The organism is Petrocella sp. (assembly GCF_059865615.1).
On record NZ_JCBCDA010000107.1, the window covers coordinates 1 to 22,594 of the forward strand.

The window sequence follows — 22,594 nt, forward strand, 5'->3', positions numbered from 1 at the left end:
GACAAAATGAAATATGCGATAGAAAAGGTAACGAATGAAAATGAACTAAAATTGGATATAGGACTAATGGCAGAGGAATTATAATTCTGTTCTTTTTAATTAATTAACCTAGTATAATCCATCTTGAGAGGAGGTGGAGTATATGAAGGTGATACTACAAAGAGTAGTCTCATTTGGACTGTTCTTAACTATACTAGCAAGTACACCGGTAATGGGTAATGTAGTTGAACAACCTGATATTAAGGTTGTTATTTTACAAGAACTACCATTTGAGTGGTAGAGGATGATTAAAAAGGAGAGAAACAAATGAAAAAATTATTATCATTAGTACTAGTATTATCACTGATTATGACAGCTACTGTGCCAGTACACGCTGCATCAGAAAAAAGCGTCGAAAATAAAGTGGAAAAATTGGCAAAAAAATATGGATTTGAGTTAGTTGAACTTCCCGAAGGAGCAGATACTATTGAACTTGAATCAGTTGAAGAGCTAGAAGATTATTTTAAAGCACTTCAAAAGGCTGAGGTGGCTGCAAAAAGTTCACAAGCTGTGGAAATGATTAAAGTTGCATCTCCAGAAATGGATGCATTAAGTACTATGGCAACAAGAGCTTCTACGTATTCGGATTCATACCTTTGGAATTGGTGGAACCCTTTTGCAGCCTTTGATGGAGTTACACTACTTTGCTGGAGTAATATTTATGCAGAGTATGAATATGCTTTTGACAATGGAGATCCTTATTTTGTATCTTGTGCTAAAAGTGATATTAGTTCTTATCTTACAGGAATAAGTATTACTTGGTGGGATCAAATTGGTGCTATTCCAACAATTAAAACAACAACGATTACTGATGATACACTTCAAGTTAAAGTTTCTGGTAGATACGTATTAGGTGTATCAATCGGAGGATTTACTATTGGAGCAAGTAGAAATGATACATGGACAAAATTAGTAAAACTTGTTAATTAATAATATAAAAGTGCTAAGAAGATTTTCTTAGCACTTTTAAAATTAAAGGGGGAATTAAAAATGGGGAAGAAAAAAACAAGCATATTTGTTGGTCTTTATATGATTATTTCGATAATAATACCAAATGGGATTGACAAGGTTACAGAAGAATTTTTTGTGGCTACTTTTGGATTGCCATTTACATTTTTAACCATTCATATGGAGAATAAAAATTTTAATTTGTTTGAGAGCATATTTATGGGCAATATGGGAACACATTTTAATTTATTTGGCTTTGTAATGAATATATTATGCCTTGCATTAGTGTTATTTGGTATTTCATATTTATTTCGAAAGATTAGGAATAAGAAAAATGAATACAGTGGAACCAATTAGATACTTTAATTTAATCTTTGATATGATGGATTATTTTAAGTCTTGGGGAAAGAAGAAAGCAATAGATTTAATCATCCCGCAGAAAACATTGAATTGTAACGGGATTTGCGTTACAATAGACTAAAGGAGATGATATATATGGCTAATACTATAACTTTAAATTTAAGAGTGAATCCTATAGTTAAGAGACAAGCAGAAGAAATTTTATCAGAACTAGGTATTCCAATGTCTACTGCGATAAATATGTATTTAAGACAAATCAATTTGACAGGAGGTATTCCATTTTCTGTTCAAATACCTAAAGCACCTGATGAAATTAATGCTGAATTAATGACCGAGGTGGAATTGCATAATAAGTTAAAAAAAGGGTATGATGATATTGAAGCAGGTAAAGTGTCAGATGCATCGGAAGCTTTCAATTTGATTAGAGAAAAACATTCGATATGAAAGAGTTCAATATTGAGATAACTAATGAAGCATTAAACGATTTGGAAAAAATATATCTGTATATCGCAAATAGTCTATTGTCACCAGAAATTGCCAGTGAGCAATATGAACGGATTACACAAAGTATAATGAAACTAGATATTATGCCAGAAAGGCATCCCTTAATTGAATCAGAACAAGAACATTCCAGAGGGCTACGGATAATGCCCGTAGATAATTATTCGGTTATATATGTTATTAAAAATCAGAAAGTTATTGTTACAAATATCCTATACAGCGCTTCGGATCTTCATAATAGGCTTAGATAATTGACTTTATTAAAAAATAGAAAGCTTTCAAGTAATATACTTTTGTCTCAAAAAACACCTCACCCATGTGGAAACGGTTTGTCTGTTGAAACGTATATAGAATAGGGGTTTGAAGCTGTTGCCTATTTGATGGGTGGAGACATATACTAACGAAATATTATAATTTTATGGATTTATCGGCGGATTGATTTAATCGTTGGTAGGTCCTTTTTATACTTTACAGATCTAACGAGCTGAAATACCGCTATTTACAGTATACGAATGATTTTCTAAAGGGTTGACTTATATCGAGTATTAGTATAATATCATTTATATCGAGTGTTGATATAGTAAGGAGATGCCATGCCAAGAAAACAACTACAGACACTAACAGAACCAATGTATTATGTGCTATTAAGTCTTACAAATCCAATTCATGGTTATGGCATTATGCAGAGGGTAGAGGAAATTACGGATGGACGCGTGAAAGTCGGTCCAGGAACTTTATATAACCATATTGCTAGATTTGAAGCTGAAGAATTAGTCAAACGTGTGCCATCAGGAGAAAACAAAAAAGTATATACCCTGACAGAAAAAGGTCGTAGGATGCTTAAACAAGAGTGGGATAGATTGAATCAACTGGTAAAGGATGGTCGATCTATTGTGGAGGATAGAGATGAGTAGAGATAGAAAAAGAGTATTTAAAAGTGCATCGATTGTAGAATATAAGTCATTAGAAGGATATTTTGAAGAAATGGCACTAAAAGGATGGCTCATTGAGAAAATGGGTTTCGGTATGACTTTTAGAAAGATTGAACCACAAGCTTTGACTTTTAACGTGGCGATGCTAACACCAAAAACCATGCTTGATTGGCCAGATCAAGAAAAATCCACTACTTATGATGAGTTTTGTAAAAGTGCAGGCTGGCAGTTGGCAGCAGAGAATCAAATATATAGAATTTATTATCATTCAAGTGAAATGGATGCGTCACCAATTTATACAGATGATGAAGACATTTATAAAACAGTAAAAAAGGCATTCTTAAAATCAGAGTTTATACTCATGTTTTTACCTTTTTTATACCTTGCTATGGCGCTATTAAATGCTAACAGCATAAGATACGATCTTTTTACGTCAAATCTTAAAGTCTTTAATTTGTTTAGCCCCTATGTGATTACGATTATTATCTGGATGGCAACAATCCCATCCTTGTATTGGATTATTATTAATGGTAAGAGATTACATAATGGCGATACACTATTTTACTATAGCCCTAAGTGGGTAAAGAATAAATATAGACTTCAATCGGTTTTACTGGTGGGATATGTATTATTATTAATTGTAGCACTCTTCTTTGACCCTTATGGCGATATCCCAATGAGTATGATCGTGGTGAGTATCTTGCCAATAGTTTTGATCTATATATTTGTTTGGCTGTTTAAGAAATACATTCAAAAAACAAGCTATCCACTAGTAGCAAAGATTGGTATTTTGGTTATTGCATGGGCCTTAATTATGGGTATAGGTATGGTAGCCATTTTCACTTTTGTGGGTACGAATTTTAGGTCAACTTCCGATAAAAAAGATGTAAAAATGGAAATCAACCGACTAACACTGGAGGAATTAGGTGTTACTGGCATATCCAATCTAGAGTGGTGGTATGTGAAAAGTAGTGTGTTTGTACCACTGAGCTACGAATATGATGAATGGATCGAAGATGATGAAAAACGTATCACGAATTCTATACTTATAGAAGGCATGCATATTGATTATGAGTGGCTTAAAAATTGGGTTGTAGAAAAAGTGTTGAAAGAAGAAAGGGAAAGATATCTAGAAGAAGTTCAATATAAGCCTGGTATGGAGAATTATGTAAAAGAAATTCATGGGTATGAAGATTTTGGCGTGCGTCTTTATAACTTATCAGAAGATGGTTATAAGGTTATGGTAGTTAAAGATCAGTACATCTTTTTAATTAGATATTCTAATCTTTTAGAAGGCGATAATTTAGAGAAAGCACTTGTAGGACTATTTAATTAGTATTTGAAAATATTAGAGTCTTTTATAAGCAATGATCATAAAAAGTTAAGGAGGTCATTATGGAATTATTGAAACAAGTGCCATCAAATTTTTTCGGCATATTGGCATCGCCAAATAAAGAAATATACATGCAGGCCTTGATGAGCATTCATGAAGCCTTTCAATCAGATTGGAGCATACGTCGTAGCGACCTAGTTATTCTTATGTTAGATCAATTGGATGATCTTTTTGAGGGCTATCGTATTGAAGAGGAAGATGCCAATGACCTAATTGAGAAAACATCATCAGCCTATGGAAATCTAATTATACGTAAGTTAAGAGATTCAGGCTGGCTTGAAATGGAAATGGGTAGTGAGGATTTTATGGAATATATTAGTGTTCCGGATTATGCTTTTAAGATTATTAAGGTGCTTCATGATATTCTTTATGAGAGCAGGGACACGGAATACAATCGCTATGTCTATTCCACTTATTCAGTCTTAAGAACGTCCAATGAATCCGGTGAAGATTATAAGACGGCTATTGATGGTGCTTTTGAACAGACGATGGAATTGTTTAACAAGTTAAAGATGCTACACGTTAATATTAGGAGATATCATAAACAACTGGCGGACCACCATGAACTGAACCAGATTCTTGTAGAGCATTTTGACGATTTCAAGGCGAATCTGGCAGATAAGATCTATTATCCCATCAAAACTTTTGACTCTGTCCATCGTTTTAAGACGCCTATATTAGCTATTCTGAAAGACTGGCTACATGATGATGACGTTCTTGACCTCGTGGGCCAGGAGGCTTGGATGAGAGAAAAACAACGTCGGTCCGGTAGTGAGACCATAGTAAAAGAGGAAGCCAAGGAAGAAGCCAAACGAAAATTGGTTGGGGTCATAGATACCTATGAAAACATGGACGTTTTATTAAAAGAAATTGATAAGAAAAACAGTGATTATACCAAAGCAACCTTAGATCGGATGGACTTTCTACTAAACACAGACCGGTCAGTCAAAGGTAAAATCAGAGAGATTATAAAAGTCATAACAAAAGATGAGACAAATAAGTGGCTTCATCGTATTCAATCAGTAGTAGCAATATCAAGTCAAACAATTGTTGGTGATAATAGCCTTTATGTGAGTCGGAAAGCAAAAAAGAGGGACAATATTAAGAAAGAGAAGATACGTCAGTTAATGGATAAAAAGTCAGTGAGGCAAGAGGCGGATGATTTTCGTTCAAGTGTCCAGGAAGCTTTCAGTAAAAGAAAGATTCAGCAATATGTTTTTGAATTGATGGCAGATCAGTCAAGGATTTCTGCCAAGGATTTTCCTCTTAAGGAAGATAAAGATTATGTCATGTCCGTGCTTAGTGTTTTAGACAGTGATGACAAGGAATCAAAATACGATGTTCGCTTTAAAGAAGGTGAGTTTGTGTATAAACATTACCGTATACCTGATTTTGATATGAACAAGAAAAGAGGCAATTATGATAGATGATCATTATAATCGATTAAACAGTAAAGATAAAGAAGCGTTTACGCGAATTTTAAACCATCTTTTACGGGTGAATTATATTAACCGAGAGGTTTATTCGACAAAAGACAATGAAATGCGCAGTAATTATGATTATCGTTTTATCGACCGTCAATTTCTTTTATATGAGGATTATCTTTTGCTTGGCGGGTGGTCACTTAATAAAGATGATCGTTTTGGTGTTATTTATATTCAGAGTCAATATGAGTACAATAAAAAAAGGATGAATAAGTTCTCAACCTTAATACTGCTTACCTTAAGGCTTATTTATGATGAAGAACGTGAAAAGCTGACTTTGAAAAGAGAAGTATCCTTAACAGTCCATGAGCTGGTCCAAAAAATGTTAGCACTCGGTATTATTAACAAAAAACCGGCTTACAATGACCTTCATAGTGCCCTTAGTGAAATGGCAGCATATCATATTGTAGACCGTATGGATGGCACATGGAAAGAGGCAGATACCCGATTTCTTATCTACCCAACAATTCTTTTTATACTTTCAAATGCTCGGTTAAATGAATTAGCAGAACTTATAGAAGAAGGAGAAGTAGATATGAGTGAAGACGGAGGTCAAGAGGAGATGGCCTGGGAGGAGGAATTAGATGAAGATCTTTAGAAAAATGCTCATATTGAAATGGCACTATATTGAACATGAGTGCGTTGAATTTGGTGACATCAACTTTCTTACAGGGAAAAACGGTTCTGGAAAATCAACCCTAATCGATGCTTTGCAGCTTGTCCTACTTGGTGAAACCAATGGAAATTTCTTCAATAAAGCGGCCAATGAGAGATCCCAAAGAACCTTGCAGAGTTATGTAAGAGGCGAGTTGACGGACAATGAAGAGGCAGGATTTAATTATTTGAGAAATGATGATTTTAGCAGCATCATTGCCCTTGAAGTTAAAGATACCTTGAAAAGAAAAAGCTTCGTCATAGGTATCCATATGGATGTTCATAGCGACGGCAGCCTCAACCACAAATATTTTATTATGGAGGGTCTAATACCGAAAGACCATTTTATCCGTGATGAGATGGTTATGGAAATCGGTGAACTTAGAAGTTGGTGCAAATCAGAAGGTATTCGCTTGGAGCAATTTGCTACCAATAAAGGCTACCGTGAAGCATTGATGGCAAAACTAGGTCATATCAATCAAAAGTTTTTTAGCCTATTCAAGAAGGCGGTGCCATTTTCTCCAATTGTGGATATAAAAGGTTTCATTACTGAATTTATATGTGATACTGATAAAAAAGTGGACATAAAGAATATGCAAGATAATATTCGGTATTATGAAAAGATGAAACTAGAAGCAGAAGATGTTGACCAACGCGTTAAAGACTTGACCGCCATTAGCGAGGTTTTTAAAGAGACAAGCCAGTTGGAACAATTAGAGAGGCAACAATGGTTCATAACAGATAAAGGTCGTGAACAAATGGCTGCTGAATATGTAGACAAGGAAAGGCAGCGACTAATAAAAGAAGAGAAGGAAGCAAATGAACTAGACCTTTTGGTAAAAGGTCTTCAACTGCAGTTGAAGGCTACAAAAGATGAGATTGGCGTTCTTAATAGAGAACTGGCCAAGTCAGACGTTGCGGAACTGGAAAAAAAATATAAAGGGGAAATCAACCGTCTGAATGAACAGGTTCACCAAGTGACCAAAGATCGCGAGGCTCTATTTCTTAAACTTCGATTAAGAAGTGAAAAATGGCTTTATAATTGTAAAGATAGACCAACAGGCCTGGATAGGCTGGTAGTCTTAGAATCCATGTTCAAAAATGAAGATGTAGAAGGCATTGATCTTCAGGAGCTATATAAGATGAATAGCCTTATGGAAGAACAGATTGGCCTGTGGAAAGAAGCTTATTATGAAAGCCATAAGTTGATAAAAGACCTTAAGGAACAGATGGGCCAGCTCAAAAAGGATATTGAAGGCCTGAAAAAGGGACAAAAGATGATACCAAAACCTGTCACCAGACTGCAACAGCTTCTTGAAGAAAGCCTTGGACCGGTGCCTATGCTTTGTGATGTCATGGAAATAAAAGATGAAAAATGGCAAAATGCCATAGAAGCTTATCTTCACCTTCAAAAATTTCATCTCATAGTTGCACCTAAAGACTATGTTAAAGCCTTAGAAATCTATGAGCGATTAAAAGAGAAAGAAAATATTTATGATGTAGGTCTGGTAGATCTTCAAAAAGTCTTAGAACACGGGGCTCAAATGAAAATAGGAAGTCTTGCCGAGGAGGTAGAAGTAGAGGACGTTTTAGTCAAATCTTACGTCAACTATCTTCTAGGATCCGTGATGAAAGTTGATCGGGTTGAGGAACTTAGAAAACACTGGACAAGTATGACGCCAAGCTGTATGCTCTATAAGAACTATGTTGCAAGGAACTTGAATCCAGAGCGTTACCGCGTCCCTTTTATCGGGAAAAATGCAGCAACCAAGCAACTTACGATGAAAGAGATGGAATTAACGGCGCTTAGTGATGCTTTGTCAAATCATACAAAAGACTTGGATGCAATAAAAACAAAATCCGAATTAACGGGATTTGGTAAAGATATGTTAGACCAACTTACAGATAGAATTGAAGTATTTAGACTTTTACCAGAACATCAAAAACACATACAAGACCTAAAAGAACAACTGGCTTCCCTTGATAGGTCATCCGTCATGGACCTTATGTTCAAGCTTGAAGATCTGGAGACGAAAGAAAAGACATTAGATGATCATCTTGTTAACAATCGAGCTAAGCTTATTGCTTTGGAAGAGAGTATTAAGGATAACAAGTTAAGCAAGATTCCCCATGCGCTTAAAAATCATGAGTTGCTTTTGACGAAACTTAATGAAAAGTATGATAAGATACTGATTGAACTGGGCCAACAGAAATTCGAAGAAGCACTTATAAGATTAGGTCAACTCATTAGCGTGGTTAATAATTATGAATCAGCAGCAAAAGCCACCGGTAACAAAAAAGAGAAAAAGTGGCAGGAATTAGTGGAAAAGAGATCGGAGTATGTCAGACGTTTCCAAGGTACTTTTGATATCTATGAAAAACATAATGATAAGTATGACAGTCTGCTTGATAAACTGGCACGAACAGATTTGCCAGTCTATAAAGAAAAGATTGAAAATGCCATTAAAATTGCTCAGCAGGAGTTTAAAGATGATTTTTTAAGTAAGTTAAAATACAATATTGACGTTGTCAGAGAGCAGATCAATGAACTTAATGACGCCCTTAAGAATATGAGTTTTGGTAAAGATACCTATGCATTTAAGATGACACCCAATAGTTATTACAGGCGCTACTACGACATGATTATGGATCCTAATCTTCTGGATGACTTTAATATTTTCAGTTTCGGTTTTCAAGAAAAATATGGTGATGTCATAGAAGAATTATTTAAGAAAATAGTAGATGTTGGTGAAGGTGCAATAAGTTCAGATGAGCGGGTTGAAATCGAAAAAAACATTGAGAAATATACAGATTATAGGACTTATCTTGACTTTGACTTGGTGGTAACGGACCAGAATGGTAACAAATCACATCTGTCAAAAATGATTAGTAAAAAAAGCGGTGGGGAAACCCAAACACCTTTTTATATTTCTGTATTGGCTTCTTTTTTTAGAGTATATCGTATGAATACAAAGGCAAAAGACACAGTAAGACTCATTGTATTTGACGAAGCATTTTCTAAAATGGATCATGAGAGGATTGAACAATGTATTATCCTTCTTAAAGAATTAGGCTTTCAAGCTTTGATTAGCGCACCAAGTGAAAAAATAGCCAATATTACACCATTGGTTGATAAGACACTATGTGTCATGCGGATGCCAGAGACAACCGTTATTAAAGGCTTTACAAAAGAGGAGCTTAATGTGTTATGAAGAAGCTAAGTAATATTGAAAAAGCCATTCTTAAGCCCTTGCTAGAATCCTTTGAAAGGAAAAGCGGTCAAAGGCGGGTTATTCTAGCTGCAGAAAAGTTTCCGGAATATGACTTGAATCTTCTTGAGAAAAAGAAGCTGTTTATTATCGGTCTTGATTTGCTTGTGGAAAGGGGGTTGATTTTCTATGAATGGGAAAAGTTCGAAGAAGGTAACCTAGTAAAAAGGGTTATCCTCAATGAGGACCATGTGTTACTTGCCTATGAGTTATTAGGTGAAATGACACAAGATCAACGTGAACAAATATACTTAAATGAATTAGATGGATATCAAAAGATGGTTGATTGTACTTGGATGAAGAAGTTTCTTACGGATGAACATAACTTTATTTCTAACCATAAAAAATGGAGTAGAATATGGCCAAGAAATGAAAGTGAACGTTATGAGTTTATGAAGTTGCTTCATGCTATTGAAGACGAACCAGATGTGTCGCTTCGTTATTTAAGTTCAAAGTTATACGGAGATAGTAAAAGACTGGAAAAAAAATATAGAACGAAATTAACTTCTGTGGCAAGAAAGTATCTTTCATTAGAACTGGAGGATGATGAGATCCTTAATTATCTTGGACTTGAAATGAACCCATCAGAGATACTTTTTTGTGGAGATATGACATATAGATTGATGCATCATACCATTGATGTCGGTATACATATCTATGGCACCAGTGTGAACAAAAAAACCGTATCAACTATGGAGATTCTTGAAGTAGGCTCTAAAAGAATTCTAACAGTTGAGAATAAAGCGACGTATTATGAATACATCAAGATAAAGAAAAAAGATGAGTTGGTGATATACTTAGGTGGTTTCTTTGGTAAAACCTCTCGACTTTTTCTTGAAAAACTTGAAGAAGCGCATTCTGGTGAATTTTATCATTGGTCAGATATCGATCTTGGAGGATTTCGAATTTTCAGATATTTAAGCAATGTATTAAAAGCTCAAGTTAAACCTAAGATGATGAATCCCAAAATCTATAGGCACTATAAAAATAGACTGAGTGATCCCTTAAGTGACGCTAATCTCATGGAAATAAAGTCGATGTTAACTGACCCGGTAATGGCACCTCTTAAGGAAACTATGGAGGCTGTACTCGTTGTTGGTATGCGGTTAGAACAAGAGATGATTGAACTGATAAAGAAAACAATATAAATGGTAAAAAATATTTATCTGTGGAGGGAATAAACGCATGTCACCTACCAAATCAAAAAAAGATCAAGAACTAAATGTCTATTTTGTTCCTGAAGGATTTATATTAGACGAAATAACGATGGACCAAGACACAATAGTGTCAGAACAGCAAAAAAGTCTGAATGACTGGGCTGTGCGATTTGAAGAGAACAAATACAAAGCCTTGTTTCATCTTGGTTTTTTAGAAAAGGCAAATTGGTTTTCGCCTGCCCTAGACTATCTTTATCGCATTGCGGATTTGTTGATTAAAAAATTGTCCAGACAGTCTGATATTGAGTTTAGTCGGGAGTCAGTGCAGATTGAACTTCTCGAGGAAGAGCTTAATCGATTGAAAGAAGCAGTTCCCTTTGTAATTGGAATGGAGTATGTGGATGAAGCTTGGATTCAAGTGCTATGGGAGAATTTATTCAGTGTTTTTAAGACAGAAGTAAAATCCTATGAAGGTACGATTGGACGGTATTTTGCAGAGTATAACTCGAATATTAATGTTGTTGGAAGGGTTTTCTTTCACTTGGTTGAAAACAAAGAAGAGGCGTATCCATTTGCTTTTATGGCAACTTATTCAACAAAACCGGTAAAAAGTAAAAAGGCGGTACACACCCCTTTGAAAAATGCATTAGAAGAATTCAAAGGAGATGATAAGACCCTTCTTAAGCTTATGGCAACAGTAATAAAGGCTGCGGAGCAAAGCGAATTAATCTCTGAATTGTTAGAAAATGGTGAATTATTTGCGCCCCTAAAACTTACAATGAAGGAGGCCTATACTTTTCTAAATGAGATTACTATGTATGAAGCAGCCGGTATTATGTGTAGAGTACCTAACTGGTGGAAAAAAAACAATAATTCAATTCGAATTTCTGTTAAAATTGGAGAAAAAGAACCTTCAAAAGTAGGGCTGGATGCCATTATGGATTTTGCGCCATCGTTAAGTATGGGAGATGACGTGCTGACTGAGCAGGAATTAAGAGATTTCCTGACGATGTCAGATGGGTTAGTGAAATACAAAGGGAAATGGGTAGAGATTAATAGAGAAAAGCTAGAAGCTGTACTTCAAGCTTTTGATAAGGTGAAAGATCTTGCAAAAGATGACGTTTTGTCTCTGGGTGATGCCATGAGAATGGAATTGAATATAAGCAAAGTACTTGATATGGAAGATAATGCTATCGAAATATCGGTAACCAACGGACAATGGTTTAGACAGGTGAAAGAAACGTTAACCAATCCCATATTAGCTCAAAAAGTAAGTATTGTGCCTTCTTTTCAAGCGACCCTTAGAGCGTATCAAGAGCGTGGTTATCAGTGGTTACATAGTATGTCCCAACTAGGGTTGGGTGCTTGTCTAGCAGATGACATGGGACTGGGTAAAACTGTGCAGATGATTGCTTTTATAGAATATATGAGAATACATCATGGAGGAAAAGCATTGTTGATTCTTCCGGCTTCTCTCATTGGAAATTGGCAAAAAGAAATCTTGAAATTTGCACCTGAATTGTCCTATCAGATTTTACATAATAGTGAGAGCAAAAGTTCGGAAGGATTAAATATAAATGAAAGCGTTTTTTTATGTATCACGACCTATGGTATGGCAGTTCGCTTGGAAGCGTTAAAAAATAGAAAATGGGATTTTCTAATATTAGATGAAGCACAAGCGATTAAAAATCCTGGAACAAAACAAACGAAATCCATTAAAGAGATTCCGGCTAAGCTAAGAATAGCCATGACGGGTACACCGATTGAAAACCGTTTAAGTGACCTGTGGTCCTTATTTGATTTTCTTAATCAGGGGCTTCTTGGGACAGCGAAAGAGTTTGCGGGTTTTACGAAAGGATTAGCGGATGATGCAATGGGATATGCGAAGTTGCGTAAGATGATTAATCCCTTTATATTAAGGCGACTGAAAACTGATAAAAAAATTATTTCGGATTTACCAGATAAACTGGAAATAAATGAATACGTCGCGTTATCAAAGAAACAAGTTGCCCTTTACAAACAGTTGGTGAATCAGATTGCAGTAAAACTTGAAGAAGTAGAAGGGATAGAAAGAAAAGGACTCGTTCTATCGAGTATCATGAAATTTAAGCAAATATGTAATCATCCAGATCAATATCTGGGTAGAGAAGAATTTAAACCGATAAATAGCGGTAAATTTGAGCAGCTCAGAGAGATATGTGAGACGATTTATGAAAAAAGAGAACGTGTCCTTGTATTTACGCAATTTAGAGAAATGACTGAACCTATTTCAGAGTTTCTAGATGGAATTTTTAGTAGAGCCGGTTTTGTGCTTCATGGAGGCACCCCAGTAAAAAAGAGAAATGAAATGGTCGAACAATTTAATGGGGAGCATTACATTCCATACATGGTCCTTTCATTAAAAGCAGGAGGTGTTGGTCTTAACTTGACGGGTGCTAATCATGTTATTCATTTTGACAGGTGGTGGAACCCTGCAGTAGAAAATCAGGCTACAGACAGAGTTTTTAGAATTGGTCAAACAAAAAATGTTATGGTGCATAAATTTGTAACTAAGGGAACAATTGAAGAAAAAATCGATGAGATGATCACAGCAAAACAGAAATTGGCAGGCGATATCTTAAGTTCAACCGGAGAAAAGTGGATTACAGAATATAATAATGAAGAATTGATGAAGCTATTTGTGCTGGGCGGTGAATTATAATGAGCTATTATGGATATCCCAAATATGTGTCTGTAGCAGAAAAAAAAGCAAAAGCCATAAAGGCCATTGAGAAATTAAAAAAGAAAAATAAAGATATTGAACCCGTAATCATCGAAGGAAGTGCATTGGTAAAAACTTGGTGGGGCAAATCATGGAATCATAACTTAGAAAGCTATGCAGACTACAGTAACCGAATATCTAGAGGAAGAAGTTATGTTCGTAACAATGCAGTCCTTGACTTGAGGATATCAAAAGGTGTCGTATCTGCATTGGTCCAAGGAAGTCGAGCAAAACCATATGTGGTACAGATTCGGATCGATACCTTAAGCATTGATAAATGGGATCAGGTAACTAGGCTTTGCAATCATAGGATTGATTCACTAGAACAATTAATCGAAGGGAAATTTCCTAAAGAGTTGTCGGTCATGTTCACAGAAAAGAAATATGGGTTATTTCCATCACCAAAAGAGATACATTTTTCTTGTGATTGTCCTGACTGGGCATTTATGTGTAAGCATGTTGCAGCGGCTCTTTATGGAATTGGTGTTAGATTGGATGTTAATCCAATGCTCTTTTTTAACCTTCGGGATATTGATGGTCAAGAGCTTATGAAAAAGTCAATGGACAAAAAACTGGAAAATATGCTGAGCAACGCCGGAAAGAAAAGCACACGAGAGATTGCAGCAGAAGATGTAAAAGGGATTTTTGGATTGTAAACCATAGGTTCAGCATAAAATCGTTTCTTATTCTTGCGTATCTTCTTCCGATGTGTTTATGTCCTTATGATCATGAATAACATGGTTCATGACCGAGTCATGAGTATCAACCACGGCATCTTCAAGGAGGATTTCTTCTAGGTGCATGGCTTCGTCGGACTCTATTTTGAAGATGGAGACGTCGCCTTCCATCTTACCAGCTAGTTTCGCAAGTTCTAAGCCAGACACTGATATGGCATCAAGGAGTTTGGATTGTTCCACAATGGATGCGGAAGACTGCTTTGCACCGGCTGCATTTTCTTCGGAGATGGCTGACAATGACTCTATAAGGTTATGGATGGCCTTCATCTGACCAGACATCTCGACGCCAGATTCATTGATGAGGGCAATGTTGTCCCTCATGATGCCGATGGCTTCGGCGATGCCATGGAACTTGGTATTGGTTCGGTCAACATCTTCTTCCTGTTTGTGTACTGCTTCTCTGGCCATTTCCATGGTTTCGACAGCTTCTGATGCTTTAGCGATTAGTTCTTTGATATCCATACCAATTTCCTTGGTGAATCTTGTGGACTGTTCAGCCAGTTTCCTGATTTCATCGGCAACAACAGCAAATCCTCGACCAGCTGCGCCAGCTCTGGCAGCTTCAATAGCTGCATTTAAGGCCAGAAGATTTGTTTGATCAGCAATATTTCTAATCATGGAACTGGCTTTTTGAATCTTCATAGCACTGTCACTGGTTGCTCTGACAATATTTTGTGCTGATACCGTCGCGTCGCTGCTGATCTTGGTTTCTGTCACAAGGCTTCGTACGATGTCCATACCATCTTCTTTAATCTGTTCAACGTGGCCAGCCGCTTCATTAAGGCTATCCACCTGACGCTGATTTTCTTCAATGAGTTTAGCAAGTCGATTGATTTCTTTGACACCATTTGAAAGAGCACTGGCTTGTTCAGAAGCGCCATTTGCAATGTCCTCAATGGTCGCAGCAATTTCTTGGCCTGCAGCAGCAGCATGCTCACCATTTTGAGATAATTCGACTGAAGCCTTAGAAACACCGGTTGAAGCCTTGGAGATTTCTTTGATGATCTTCATGAGTTCTAGTCTGGTGCCCTCACTGCGCCTTGCCAAAGCACCCATTTCATCTTGTCTAGAAAGGATGGAGGCATCCATGGGTTGGGAAAGATCATATTCTGAAACAACTTCCATTTGATTCAATACGATTTTTAGAGGTTTTGTGATACCCACGGTCAGCTTAAGTGCAATGATGATACTTAATAGTACGCCAAGAACCAGAGAAATCACTGAGGTCATATCAGACAGACGTTCTACTTGGAGGATTCTTTTTTCAACGGTTTCCTCAATGACTTTTACTTGATCAATGGAAGCCTGTGATGCCGCATTCATATTCATGAACTGCTGATGCTGTTTAAGTAACAATTGATCGAAGTTATCAAAAGCTTTCACGTATTTATCCAGACTTTTCATGGCATCTTCAAGACTCTTAGTTACATTACTTGATGTGGATTCCTTTAAGGATTCCTCAAGAAAGTATCTTGTCTTTTCTAGGTTATTCCTTAGGATCTCGGCATAGATCACAGATTCTGTTATTGAAAACTTGGTTGCTGATAGCTGAACTTCTGTAAAACTGTCTAGAGCTGTTTGAAGTCGGTTATAATTTTTGAAGGCTTCAACGACAGCATTCTGATCGCTACCATATAGTACGTTTACCTGAGCTACATCCATAGCGCGTTTGATATCCAAGATGACTTCATTCTCAATTGCGATTCTTATCATTTCTTGATTGTTCTTTGCTTTTTCTATCTGTACATACCCTTCAAATTCATCTCTATAATGGTGAATCTGTTCTTCATAGGCTGTCATACTATCAGCGTACTCGGAGGCCAGAGCAGGCAACCCTGCAATCTCAAGTGATAAATCCAGGAAATATCTAACCTTATCTGCGGTTTCTTCCAGTCCGTCATTTTCATAATTGGCTTGTTCAATCTGTGCACCTAGAACACTTTCCTGGGCATAGGTGACAGTTTCAATTACGTGACTCTGATGACTGATTCTATTAATATTAATAATGGATCCAAGGGCTACAAACAAGATAACTGTAGTTAAGATGCCGTAACCCACACCGATTTTTTTTCCTACTTTTACATCCTGCAGAAAAACTTTTTTGACTTTCTTTTGTTTCATTCCTACCTCCATTAGCTACTGCATCATAGTTTATTCCAATGTCAACAAAAGTCCTTCGTAACTTACAAGGGACGCTTGCAAAGTGCTAAACACATATCAATCTCTAGGACTTTTGCCTTACAAAATCACTATATCAACCCCATCTTAGCCTGTCAATAAAAGGGACGAAGAGTTAACCTACACCTTACACGATTAACCCAGAGTTAATCTAGATCCTCAATGTTCTTGGATGTTAACGGATTGGTCACACAAATGTAAGATATAAGTGATTGTAAGACGGAGTATCAAGTGGTAGAATATCATTGTTACTGTCGAGATTCTTTGCATGTTATTTTATAAATAGGTATGAAAGATATACATGGAATATAGACTGATAAAAGAATGATAAGGAAAATAGGTAGATATGATAAGAAAGATATATGGCATTATATTATTAGCTGCATTATTTACAGTATTACTTGAAGTACCCGTGTTGGCGGTTGAGCCAGGGGAGGAACGTGTTACCTTGGGTGCGAATCTAAAAGAAGAACAAATCAAACAGATGTATATGGATTTTGATCTTATGCGCGGAGATGTAACAGAAATAATTGTGACCATTGAGGAGGAAAGAGCATATCTTTCCGGGCTTGTGCCGGATGAAAAGATTGGTTCGGCATCCATATCAAGTATTTATATTAAAACTCTTGAAGAAGGTTCAGGGATTACTGTTACAACAAATAACATTAATTGGTGTACAGAAGACATTTATAGGAATGCACTTATGACAGCGGGTGTAGAAAATGCCAGTGTGAAGGTGTCCGCACCATTTATGGTTTCCGGTACAGCAGCTCTCACCGGTATTTACAAAGCCTATGAGGATATCACTGGTATTTCTCTGGATCAAACCGCAAAAGAAGCGGCTGCAGAAGAGTTGGTGACCACAAGCAAACTTGCAGAAACAATTGGTAGCGATGATGCAACCATGTTGATGAATGAGTTGAAGAAAATACTCGACGAGACAAAAGATATGACAGACGAAGAATTAAGAGCGGTCATTCTTAGCTTAGGAGAGGCTCAAAATATTGAGTTAACTGAAGAGAATATCTTACAGATTATAAACCTCAGTAGAACCCTGGAGAAGTTGGATATTTCCAAGTGGGGTGACAAATTATCCCAACTGGCAGAGACAATGGATAATGCCAAAGAAGCGGGTAAAGGTATAACATCTTTTTTAAACGGTTTAGGAGATATCTTAGCTGGAATTAGTGATTTTTTCACGAACATAATTAGTGGCATTGGGAAGCTTTTTGCTAGCTAATCAATAAATAGACAAAATAATGGTTGAAAGGTCAACTCTTTTGGGTTGGCCTTTTAGATTATAGATTGTTTTTCATTAGGAAAACCCCGTTCATAAATCTGTGTAAAGATGTGTATGATACCTTATATTTTTTTGTCGAAAATATTATATAATGGAAAAAGCTGGGAATCTAGGTTGTAGAAATTCTAGAAGAATTGCAGGATTTAGTTAGAATAACTGGACTTGGAATGATACATTTAATAGATAATTAAAGGGTCAAAACTAAGTTTCACTGAGTTCACTATATAGTTTTGACGCCTTAACCATTAGATGGAAGTAGGTGACGAAATGATGAAAGATTGTCAAGAATTGGTTCGATTGAGGGAGAATAAAGAGCATAAGCTGTTTTGGCGACAATGGGGTCCTTATTTGAGTGAAAGACAATGGGGAACTGTAAGAGAGGACTATAGTTTAGATGGTGAGGCATGGTCCTATTTTACGCATGATCATGCTAGATCTAGAGCATACAGATGGGGGGAAGATGGATTAGCCGGTATATCTGATATTAATCAAAATCTTTGTTTTTCCATTGCCTTATGGAATGGGAAAGACTCAATCTTAAAAGAGCGACTTTTTGGACTGACCGGTACTGAAGGCAATCATGGAGAAGATGTTAAAGAGCTTTATTATTACTTGGATAATACACCAACCCACTCGTATATGAAATATCTCTATAAGTATCCTCACAGTAAGTTTCCGTATGAAGAACTTATAGTGAAAAATCACCAGAGGTCTAAAATGTCTTCTGAATATGAGTTACTAGACACAGGGTGTTTTGATGAAAATAAATATTTTGATGTATTTGTAGAATATGCTAAGAAAGCACCACGTGATATTAGTATAAGAATAACCGTATACAATCGTAGTGATGAAAGTGCTTGTATTGATGTTTTGCCAACACTTTGGTTTAGAAACACATGGTCCTTTGGTAAAAACCCTGAAAAACCTATTATAAAATGTGTGAATAAAAAGGACGTATCATTTTTAGAAACAGAGCATAAAGTAATGGATAAATATTACTTGTATTTTCAAGAAGAAAAAGCAGTATTATTTACCGAAAATGAGACAAATTTCAATAGACTTTTTCAAAGCCAAAACAATTCAAATTATGTTAAAGATGCATTTCATCAAGTCGTTGTTAGTGGAGAGAAGACGCTTTTGCTTGAGAAGAAGACGGGTACAAAGGCAGCTATCCATTATTCTTATGTTATAGAACCGAGGGGAAAGCAAGAGATTTTACTAAGATTATCAGATGAAGTTTTAACAAATAGGTCATTAGAAGACTGTGATGCTATCTTAACAAGACAAAAAGTGGAAGCAGATCAGTTTTATTACAGTTTGGAAAATCAAAAAACAGACCGAGAAATTAGTCGTATTAAACGGCAAGCCTATGCAGGTTTATTATGGAGTAAACAGTATTATAATTACGAGGTCGAAACGTGGCTAAAGGGAGATGGTCAAAGAGAGAATAGATATAATCTACGAAAAAATGGTAGAAATACCAATTGGAAACATCTTTTTAATCGTGACATTATTTCAATGCCAGATAAATGGGAATACCCATGGTATGCTACCTGGGATCTTGCTTTTCATTGTATTCCACTGGCTAAGATTGATCCTGATTTTGCTAAAAAACAATTGCTTCTTTTTTTGAGAGAATGGTATATGCATCCCAATGGACAACTTCCAGCCTATGAGTGGGAACTTAGTGATGTTAATCCACCTGTACATGCTTGGGCTTGCTACCAAGTCTACTTGATAGAAAAGGAAAAAACTGGAAAAGGTGATCTTATTTTTTTGAAAAGCGCCTTTTATAAGTTACTGCTTAATTTCACTTGGTGGGTGAATCGAATGGATGCCGATGGATTGAATGTTTTTCAAGGTGGATTTTTAGGCCTTGACAATATCAGTCTCTTTGACCGGAGCAAACCGATACCTACTGGTGGTCATTTAGAACAATCGGATGGGACAAGTTGGATGGCGATGTACGCTTTGAATATGATGACCATAGCTCTTGAACTAGCTACGATAGATTTGACTTTCGAAGATATGGCGTCAAAATTCTTTGAGCATTTTGTTCACATTGCGGAGGCTTTCAATAATTATGGTAGTGAACAGGGTATAGAATTATGGGATGAGATCGATGGGTTTTATTATGATGCTATTCACTATAAGGATAATCGTGTTAAAAAAATTAAAGTGAAATCAATTGTTGGTCTTATTCCTTTATTTGCAACAGTTTCCTTCGAGGTTAGATTCCTAGAGCAGTTTACTGGATTTTCAAAAAGATTAAAATGGTTTCGAAATAATCGAGTAAGCTTAGGCAAACAAATTATTGTTAATCAAGTAGAAGGTGAAGAAAAAATCTTATTCTCTCTGGTAAATAAAGAAAGATTATCTAGATTATTAGAAAAAGTGCTCGATGAAAAAGAATTTTTATCAAAGTTTGGGATTCGTTCATTATCAAAAGATCATAAAGAACATCCATTTATTCTTGAATCTAATAATGAGCGTTATTGCATTAATTATCAACCGGGAGAATCTGAAAGCTATTTATTTGGCGGCAATTCAAATTGGAGAGGACCCATTTGGTTTCCAATTAATTACTTGCTGATTCAAGCTCTAAAGATGGACTACCGCTATTATGGCGAGCGCTTCAAAGTTGAACTTCCAACGGGTTCAGATCATTGGATGACACTACAAGAGGTGTCTGATGAGCTATCCCAAAGATTAGCAAACATATTTATTCCAAATCAATTAGCAAAACGAATCGTTCATGGCGACGAGAATATTTATCAAGAAGATCCGAATTTTAAAGACTTAATACTCTTTTACGAGTATTTTCATGGATGTACTGGAAAAGGACTTGGTGCTAGCCACCAAACAGGATGGACAGCATTAATCGCAAGTTTAATATAAGCATAATGGAATTCCTCAATATCGTAAAAAACCCCATTTGCTTTTTTAAAAGACGTTAAAGCTAAAAATATATGAAGTATTACACAGCTGTGATGTCATCATTTAAGCTTTGATATATGTCTTTGAATTTATTTTCAATTTTTTTGAATACTGCGATTAATTCCGGATCAAAATGAGAACCTGATTGAGATATAATCTCAAGAACAGCTGCTTCATGAGACCAAGCTTCTTTATAGGGTCTTTTACTTCTAAGAGCATCATATACATCTGCGATGGCTGTGATTCGAGCTGATAGAGGTATATCTTTACCTATTTTTCCTTCAGGATAGCCACTACCATTATATTTTTCATGGTGATAGTGGGCTATTTCTGCGGCCATTAATAATTCTTCTTTATTATTAAGAATTCGACCTCCAAATGTGGTATGGTTTTTTATGATTTCAAATTCTTCTGGCGTTAATTTCCTTTTTGCAAGTAAAATCAAATCTGTGATACCAACTTTACCAATGTCATGCAATGGTGCAAACATTTCCAGATCATTGCAATACTTACGATTCATCCCAAATTCAGAAGCTAACCATTTAGAAAAGAGTCCAACTCGTCTCATATGATTGCCTGTTTCATTGTCACGCATCTCCGCTAAAGCTGCAATCGTACGATACAACTCTATTTTACTTTGAGTAGTTTTCTCTATTGCCTTTGAAATGTCAACAGGCATTGCAATATAGTAACTTGGCTTACCTTCCTTATAGTCCACACCAGAGATAATCAATCTTACCCAAATCAAACTATCTCGGACACCCTTATTAATAAGAACGCCATCCCAAAATCCAACATCAGGGTTCGTTATTGCGTCCCATAAGCCTTTAAATAGGGCATTATAATCTTCATCTGAATAGCCCAAATCATTATATGCTTGACGTCCGGGATTCAAGAAGTTTGTCTTTTTACCAATCAGGTCCATTTGAGTACAACTATACATAGCATTAAGAGCAGGATTAGTTTTCAAAATAATGCCAGATGAATCCGTAATAATAATGGGTTGATTACTGATCTGAAAAACGTTCGCTAATAATTCCTTTTCTTCTTTTAAACTAATAAATTCAGTAATATCAGATATAGTAATCATACATTGATTCTCATTGTCAAAAGGCTGAACGTTCATCAGGTAATCTCGATTATTCGCTTTATATTTGTGTGTAAAACTATTATTTCTTAAACAATCTTTACAGATGGTCTGTCTAAATTCAGGAGGCAGAATCTTAAAAATATCTTCATGGCGGTCTTCACTTAAGGCTTGAAGAACTTTACGTCCTGACGCGTTCATATATGTAACAGATGCTTCACATGTCATTGTTACCACAATATTTGGATTTGCCTCAGGTAAACGAGCTAAAATCATATTTTCTCTAAGTAGATTTTTATAACGACTGATATCAATCGTAGATAATATGACCTTGGATAAATCATCGGCTACGATAATAAACTTTAGTAAGATATCTAATCGATTACCTTTTACTGTATAATTCACAGTTTCAAATTCGGCGTTTTTTTCTGCCATCAAAATGGCTTGATCAGCCTTTAAAAGGTCATCATACGCTTCTAATGGAATGATTTGATGCATATGTTCCTTAATCTCTTCTAATGTATCAGCTTCATATAATCTTAGGGTGGCAGGGTTGACATCTAATAAGTTGGCTGCTTCTAAATGTATTTGTGGTAAATGATTTTTACTAGCTTGACTTTCTAATATTTTTTTAGATTTTTCACTAAAGTCAAAAATCCATAGTGCAGTTGGGTTTTCTAAAAAAAGTGCCTCTTCTAGACTTCTCATAATTAATCAACTCCTAACAAATAAGAAATTGTGACTAAATGTACCTACTATAGCATTCAATTGGGTCTTCGATTTAAGTAATAATATTGTATCTAGGGTGAGACAAATGTCATGTAAAGCAGTGAATTATATTTTGAGACCAGTTTAAA

General features: G+C 36.0%; 17 protein-coding genes. 15 read left to right on the forward strand and 2 right to left on the reverse strand.

Annotation, left to right across the window (positions count from 1 at the left end):
* Positions 1-142: 142 nt before the first annotated feature.
* The 13 genes from AC6F8J_RS11630 to AC6F8J_RS11690 all read left to right on the forward strand — a co-directional run bounded on the left by AC6F8J_RS11630 (position 143) and on the right by AC6F8J_RS11690 (position 14,154).
* Positions 143-280: a hypothetical protein gene (locus AC6F8J_RS11630; RefSeq protein WP_500723497.1), complete on the forward strand. Its 138-nt coding sequence runs from the start codon at positions 143-145 to the stop codon at positions 278-280.
* A gap of 26 nt (positions 281-306) precedes the next feature.
* Positions 307-969 carry a hypothetical protein gene (locus AC6F8J_RS11635; RefSeq protein WP_500723498.1) on the forward strand — a complete coding sequence of 221 codons (663 nt, stop codon included), beginning with the start codon at positions 307-309 and terminating at the stop codon, positions 967-969.
* Between the two features lie 60 nt (positions 970-1,029).
* Positions 1,030-1,344 carry a hypothetical protein gene (locus AC6F8J_RS11640; protein ID WP_500723499.1) on the forward strand — a complete coding sequence of 105 codons (315 nt, stop codon included), beginning with the start codon at positions 1,030-1,032 and terminating at the stop codon, positions 1,342-1,344.
* Positions 1,345-1,482: 138 nt separating this feature from the next.
* Positions 1,483-1,791: a type II toxin-antitoxin system RelB/DinJ family antitoxin gene (locus tag AC6F8J_RS11645; protein WP_500723500.1), complete on the forward strand. Its 309-nt coding sequence runs from the start codon at positions 1,483-1,485 to the stop codon at positions 1,789-1,791.
* Entirely contained in the window at positions 1,788-2,099 is a 312-nt protein-coding gene (locus tag AC6F8J_RS11650; protein ID WP_500723501.1) for a type II toxin-antitoxin system RelE/ParE family toxin, read from the forward strand. Before AC6F8J_RS11645 ends, AC6F8J_RS11650 begins: the two co-directional genes overlap by 4 nt.
* A 342-nt stretch (positions 2,100-2,441) precedes the next feature.
* A complete protein-coding gene (locus AC6F8J_RS11655; protein ID WP_500723502.1) occupies positions 2,442-2,762 on the forward strand; it encodes a helix-turn-helix transcriptional regulator in 321 nt (106 codons plus the stop codon).
* On the forward strand, positions 2,755-4,116 hold the full coding sequence (locus AC6F8J_RS11660; RefSeq protein WP_500723503.1) for a DUF2812 domain-containing protein: 1,362 nt from the start codon (positions 2,755-2,757) through the stop codon (positions 4,114-4,116). The genes AC6F8J_RS11655 and AC6F8J_RS11660 overlap by 8 nt, the downstream gene beginning before the upstream one ends.
* Positions 4,117-4,175: 59 nt before the next feature.
* Complete coding sequence (locus tag AC6F8J_RS11665; RefSeq protein WP_500723504.1) at positions 4,176-5,603, forward strand: Wadjet anti-phage system protein JetA family protein; 1,428 nt, start codon at positions 4,176-4,178, stop codon at positions 5,601-5,603.
* Positions 5,593-6,255: a DUF4194 domain-containing protein gene (locus tag AC6F8J_RS11670; RefSeq protein ID WP_500723505.1), complete on the forward strand. Its 663-nt coding sequence runs from the start codon at positions 5,593-5,595 to the stop codon at positions 6,253-6,255. The genes AC6F8J_RS11665 and AC6F8J_RS11670 overlap by 11 nt, the downstream gene beginning before the upstream one ends.
* Positions 6,242-9,523: an SbcC/MukB-like Walker B domain-containing protein gene (locus AC6F8J_RS11675; protein ID WP_500723506.1), complete on the forward strand. Its 3,282-nt coding sequence runs from the start codon at positions 6,242-6,244 to the stop codon at positions 9,521-9,523. The genes AC6F8J_RS11670 and AC6F8J_RS11675 overlap by 14 nt, the downstream gene beginning before the upstream one ends.
* Entirely contained in the window at positions 9,520-10,728 is a 1,209-nt protein-coding gene (locus AC6F8J_RS11680; protein WP_500723507.1) for a Wadjet anti-phage system protein JetD domain-containing protein, read from the forward strand. Before AC6F8J_RS11675 ends, AC6F8J_RS11680 begins: the two co-directional genes overlap by 4 nt.
* A 37-nt stretch (positions 10,729-10,765) precedes the next feature.
* Complete coding sequence (locus AC6F8J_RS11685) at positions 10,766-13,438, forward strand: SNF2-related protein (RefSeq protein ID WP_500723508.1); 2,673 nt, start codon at positions 10,766-10,768, stop codon at positions 13,436-13,438.
* Entirely contained in the window at positions 13,438-14,154 is a 717-nt protein-coding gene (locus tag AC6F8J_RS11690) for an SWIM zinc finger family protein (RefSeq protein WP_500723509.1), read from the forward strand. The genes AC6F8J_RS11685 and AC6F8J_RS11690 overlap by 1 nt, the downstream gene beginning before the upstream one ends.
* A gap of 27 nt (positions 14,155-14,181) precedes the next feature.
* On the opposite strand, the gene AC6F8J_RS11695 is transcribed toward AC6F8J_RS11690, so the two are convergent.
* Positions 14,182-16,356, reverse strand: a complete 2,175-nt coding sequence (locus AC6F8J_RS11695; RefSeq protein ID WP_500723510.1) for a methyl-accepting chemotaxis protein — start codon at positions 16,354-16,356, stop codon at positions 14,182-14,184.
* A 403-nt stretch (positions 16,357-16,759) separates the two neighbouring features.
* Between AC6F8J_RS11695 and AC6F8J_RS11700 the strand changes: the two genes are divergently transcribed.
* The gene (locus tag AC6F8J_RS11700) at positions 16,760-17,653 is read left to right on the forward strand and encodes a DUF1002 domain-containing protein (RefSeq protein WP_500723511.1); all 894 of its coding nucleotides are present in this window, start codon (positions 16,760-16,762) and stop codon (positions 17,651-17,653) included.
* Positions 17,654-17,983: 330 nt separating this feature from the next.
* Complete coding sequence (locus tag AC6F8J_RS11705) at positions 17,984-20,611, forward strand: MGH1-like glycoside hydrolase domain-containing protein (RefSeq protein ID WP_500723512.1); 2,628 nt, start codon at positions 17,984-17,986, stop codon at positions 20,609-20,611.
* A 79-nt stretch (positions 20,612-20,690) separates the two neighbouring features.
* Here the strand turns inward: AC6F8J_RS11705 and AC6F8J_RS11710 are convergent, their stop codons facing one another.
* Positions 20,691-22,445 carry an HD domain-containing phosphohydrolase gene (locus AC6F8J_RS11710; RefSeq protein ID WP_500723513.1) on the reverse strand — a complete coding sequence of 585 codons (1,755 nt, stop codon included), beginning with the start codon at positions 22,443-22,445 and terminating at the stop codon, positions 20,691-20,693.
* Positions 22,446-22,594 lie beyond the last annotated feature (149 nt).

Bases quoted from the DNA above. Each gene is read 5' to 3' on its own strand.
- AC6F8J_RS11630 (WP_500723497.1), top strand. From the start codon at position 143: ATGAAGGTGATACTACAAAGAGTAGTCTCATTTGGACTGTTCTTAACT.
- AC6F8J_RS11635 (WP_500723498.1), top strand. From the start codon at position 307: ATGAAAAAATTATTATCATTAGTACTAGTATTATCACTGATTATGACA.
- AC6F8J_RS11640 (WP_500723499.1), top strand. From the start codon at position 1,030: ATGGGGAAGAAAAAAACAAGCATATTTGTTGGTCTTTATATGATTATT.
- AC6F8J_RS11645 (WP_500723500.1), top strand. From the start codon at position 1,483: ATGGCTAATACTATAACTTTAAATTTAAGAGTGAATCCTATAGTTAAG.
- AC6F8J_RS11650 (WP_500723501.1), top strand. From the start codon at position 1,788: ATGAAAGAGTTCAATATTGAGATAACTAATGAAGCATTAAACGATTTG.
- AC6F8J_RS11655 (WP_500723502.1), top strand. From the start codon at position 2,442: ATGCCAAGAAAACAACTACAGACACTAACAGAACCAATGTATTATGTG.
- AC6F8J_RS11660 (WP_500723503.1), top strand. From the start codon at position 2,755: ATGAGTAGAGATAGAAAAAGAGTATTTAAAAGTGCATCGATTGTAGAA.
- AC6F8J_RS11665 (WP_500723504.1), top strand. From the start codon at position 4,176: ATGGAATTATTGAAACAAGTGCCATCAAATTTTTTCGGCATATTGGCA.
- AC6F8J_RS11670 (WP_500723505.1), top strand. From the start codon at position 5,593: ATGATAGATGATCATTATAATCGATTAAACAGTAAAGATAAAGAAGCG.
- AC6F8J_RS11675 (WP_500723506.1), top strand. From the start codon at position 6,242: ATGAAGATCTTTAGAAAAATGCTCATATTGAAATGGCACTATATTGAA.
- AC6F8J_RS11680 (WP_500723507.1), top strand. From the start codon at position 9,520: ATGAAGAAGCTAAGTAATATTGAAAAAGCCATTCTTAAGCCCTTGCTA.
- AC6F8J_RS11685 (WP_500723508.1), top strand. From the start codon at position 10,766: ATGTCACCTACCAAATCAAAAAAAGATCAAGAACTAAATGTCTATTTT.
- AC6F8J_RS11690 (WP_500723509.1), top strand. From the start codon at position 13,438: ATGAGCTATTATGGATATCCCAAATATGTGTCTGTAGCAGAAAAAAAA.
- AC6F8J_RS11695 (WP_500723510.1), bottom strand. From the start codon at position 16,356: ATGAAACAAAAGAAAGTCAAAAAAGTTTTTCTGCAGGATGTAAAAGTA.
- AC6F8J_RS11700 (WP_500723511.1), top strand. From the start codon at position 16,760: ATGATAAGAAAGATATATGGCATTATATTATTAGCTGCATTATTTACA.
- AC6F8J_RS11705 (WP_500723512.1), top strand. From the start codon at position 17,984: ATGAAAGATTGTCAAGAATTGGTTCGATTGAGGGAGAATAAAGAGCAT.
- AC6F8J_RS11710 (WP_500723513.1), bottom strand. From the start codon at position 22,445: ATGAGAAGTCTAGAAGAGGCACTTTTTTTAGAAAACCCAACTGCACTA.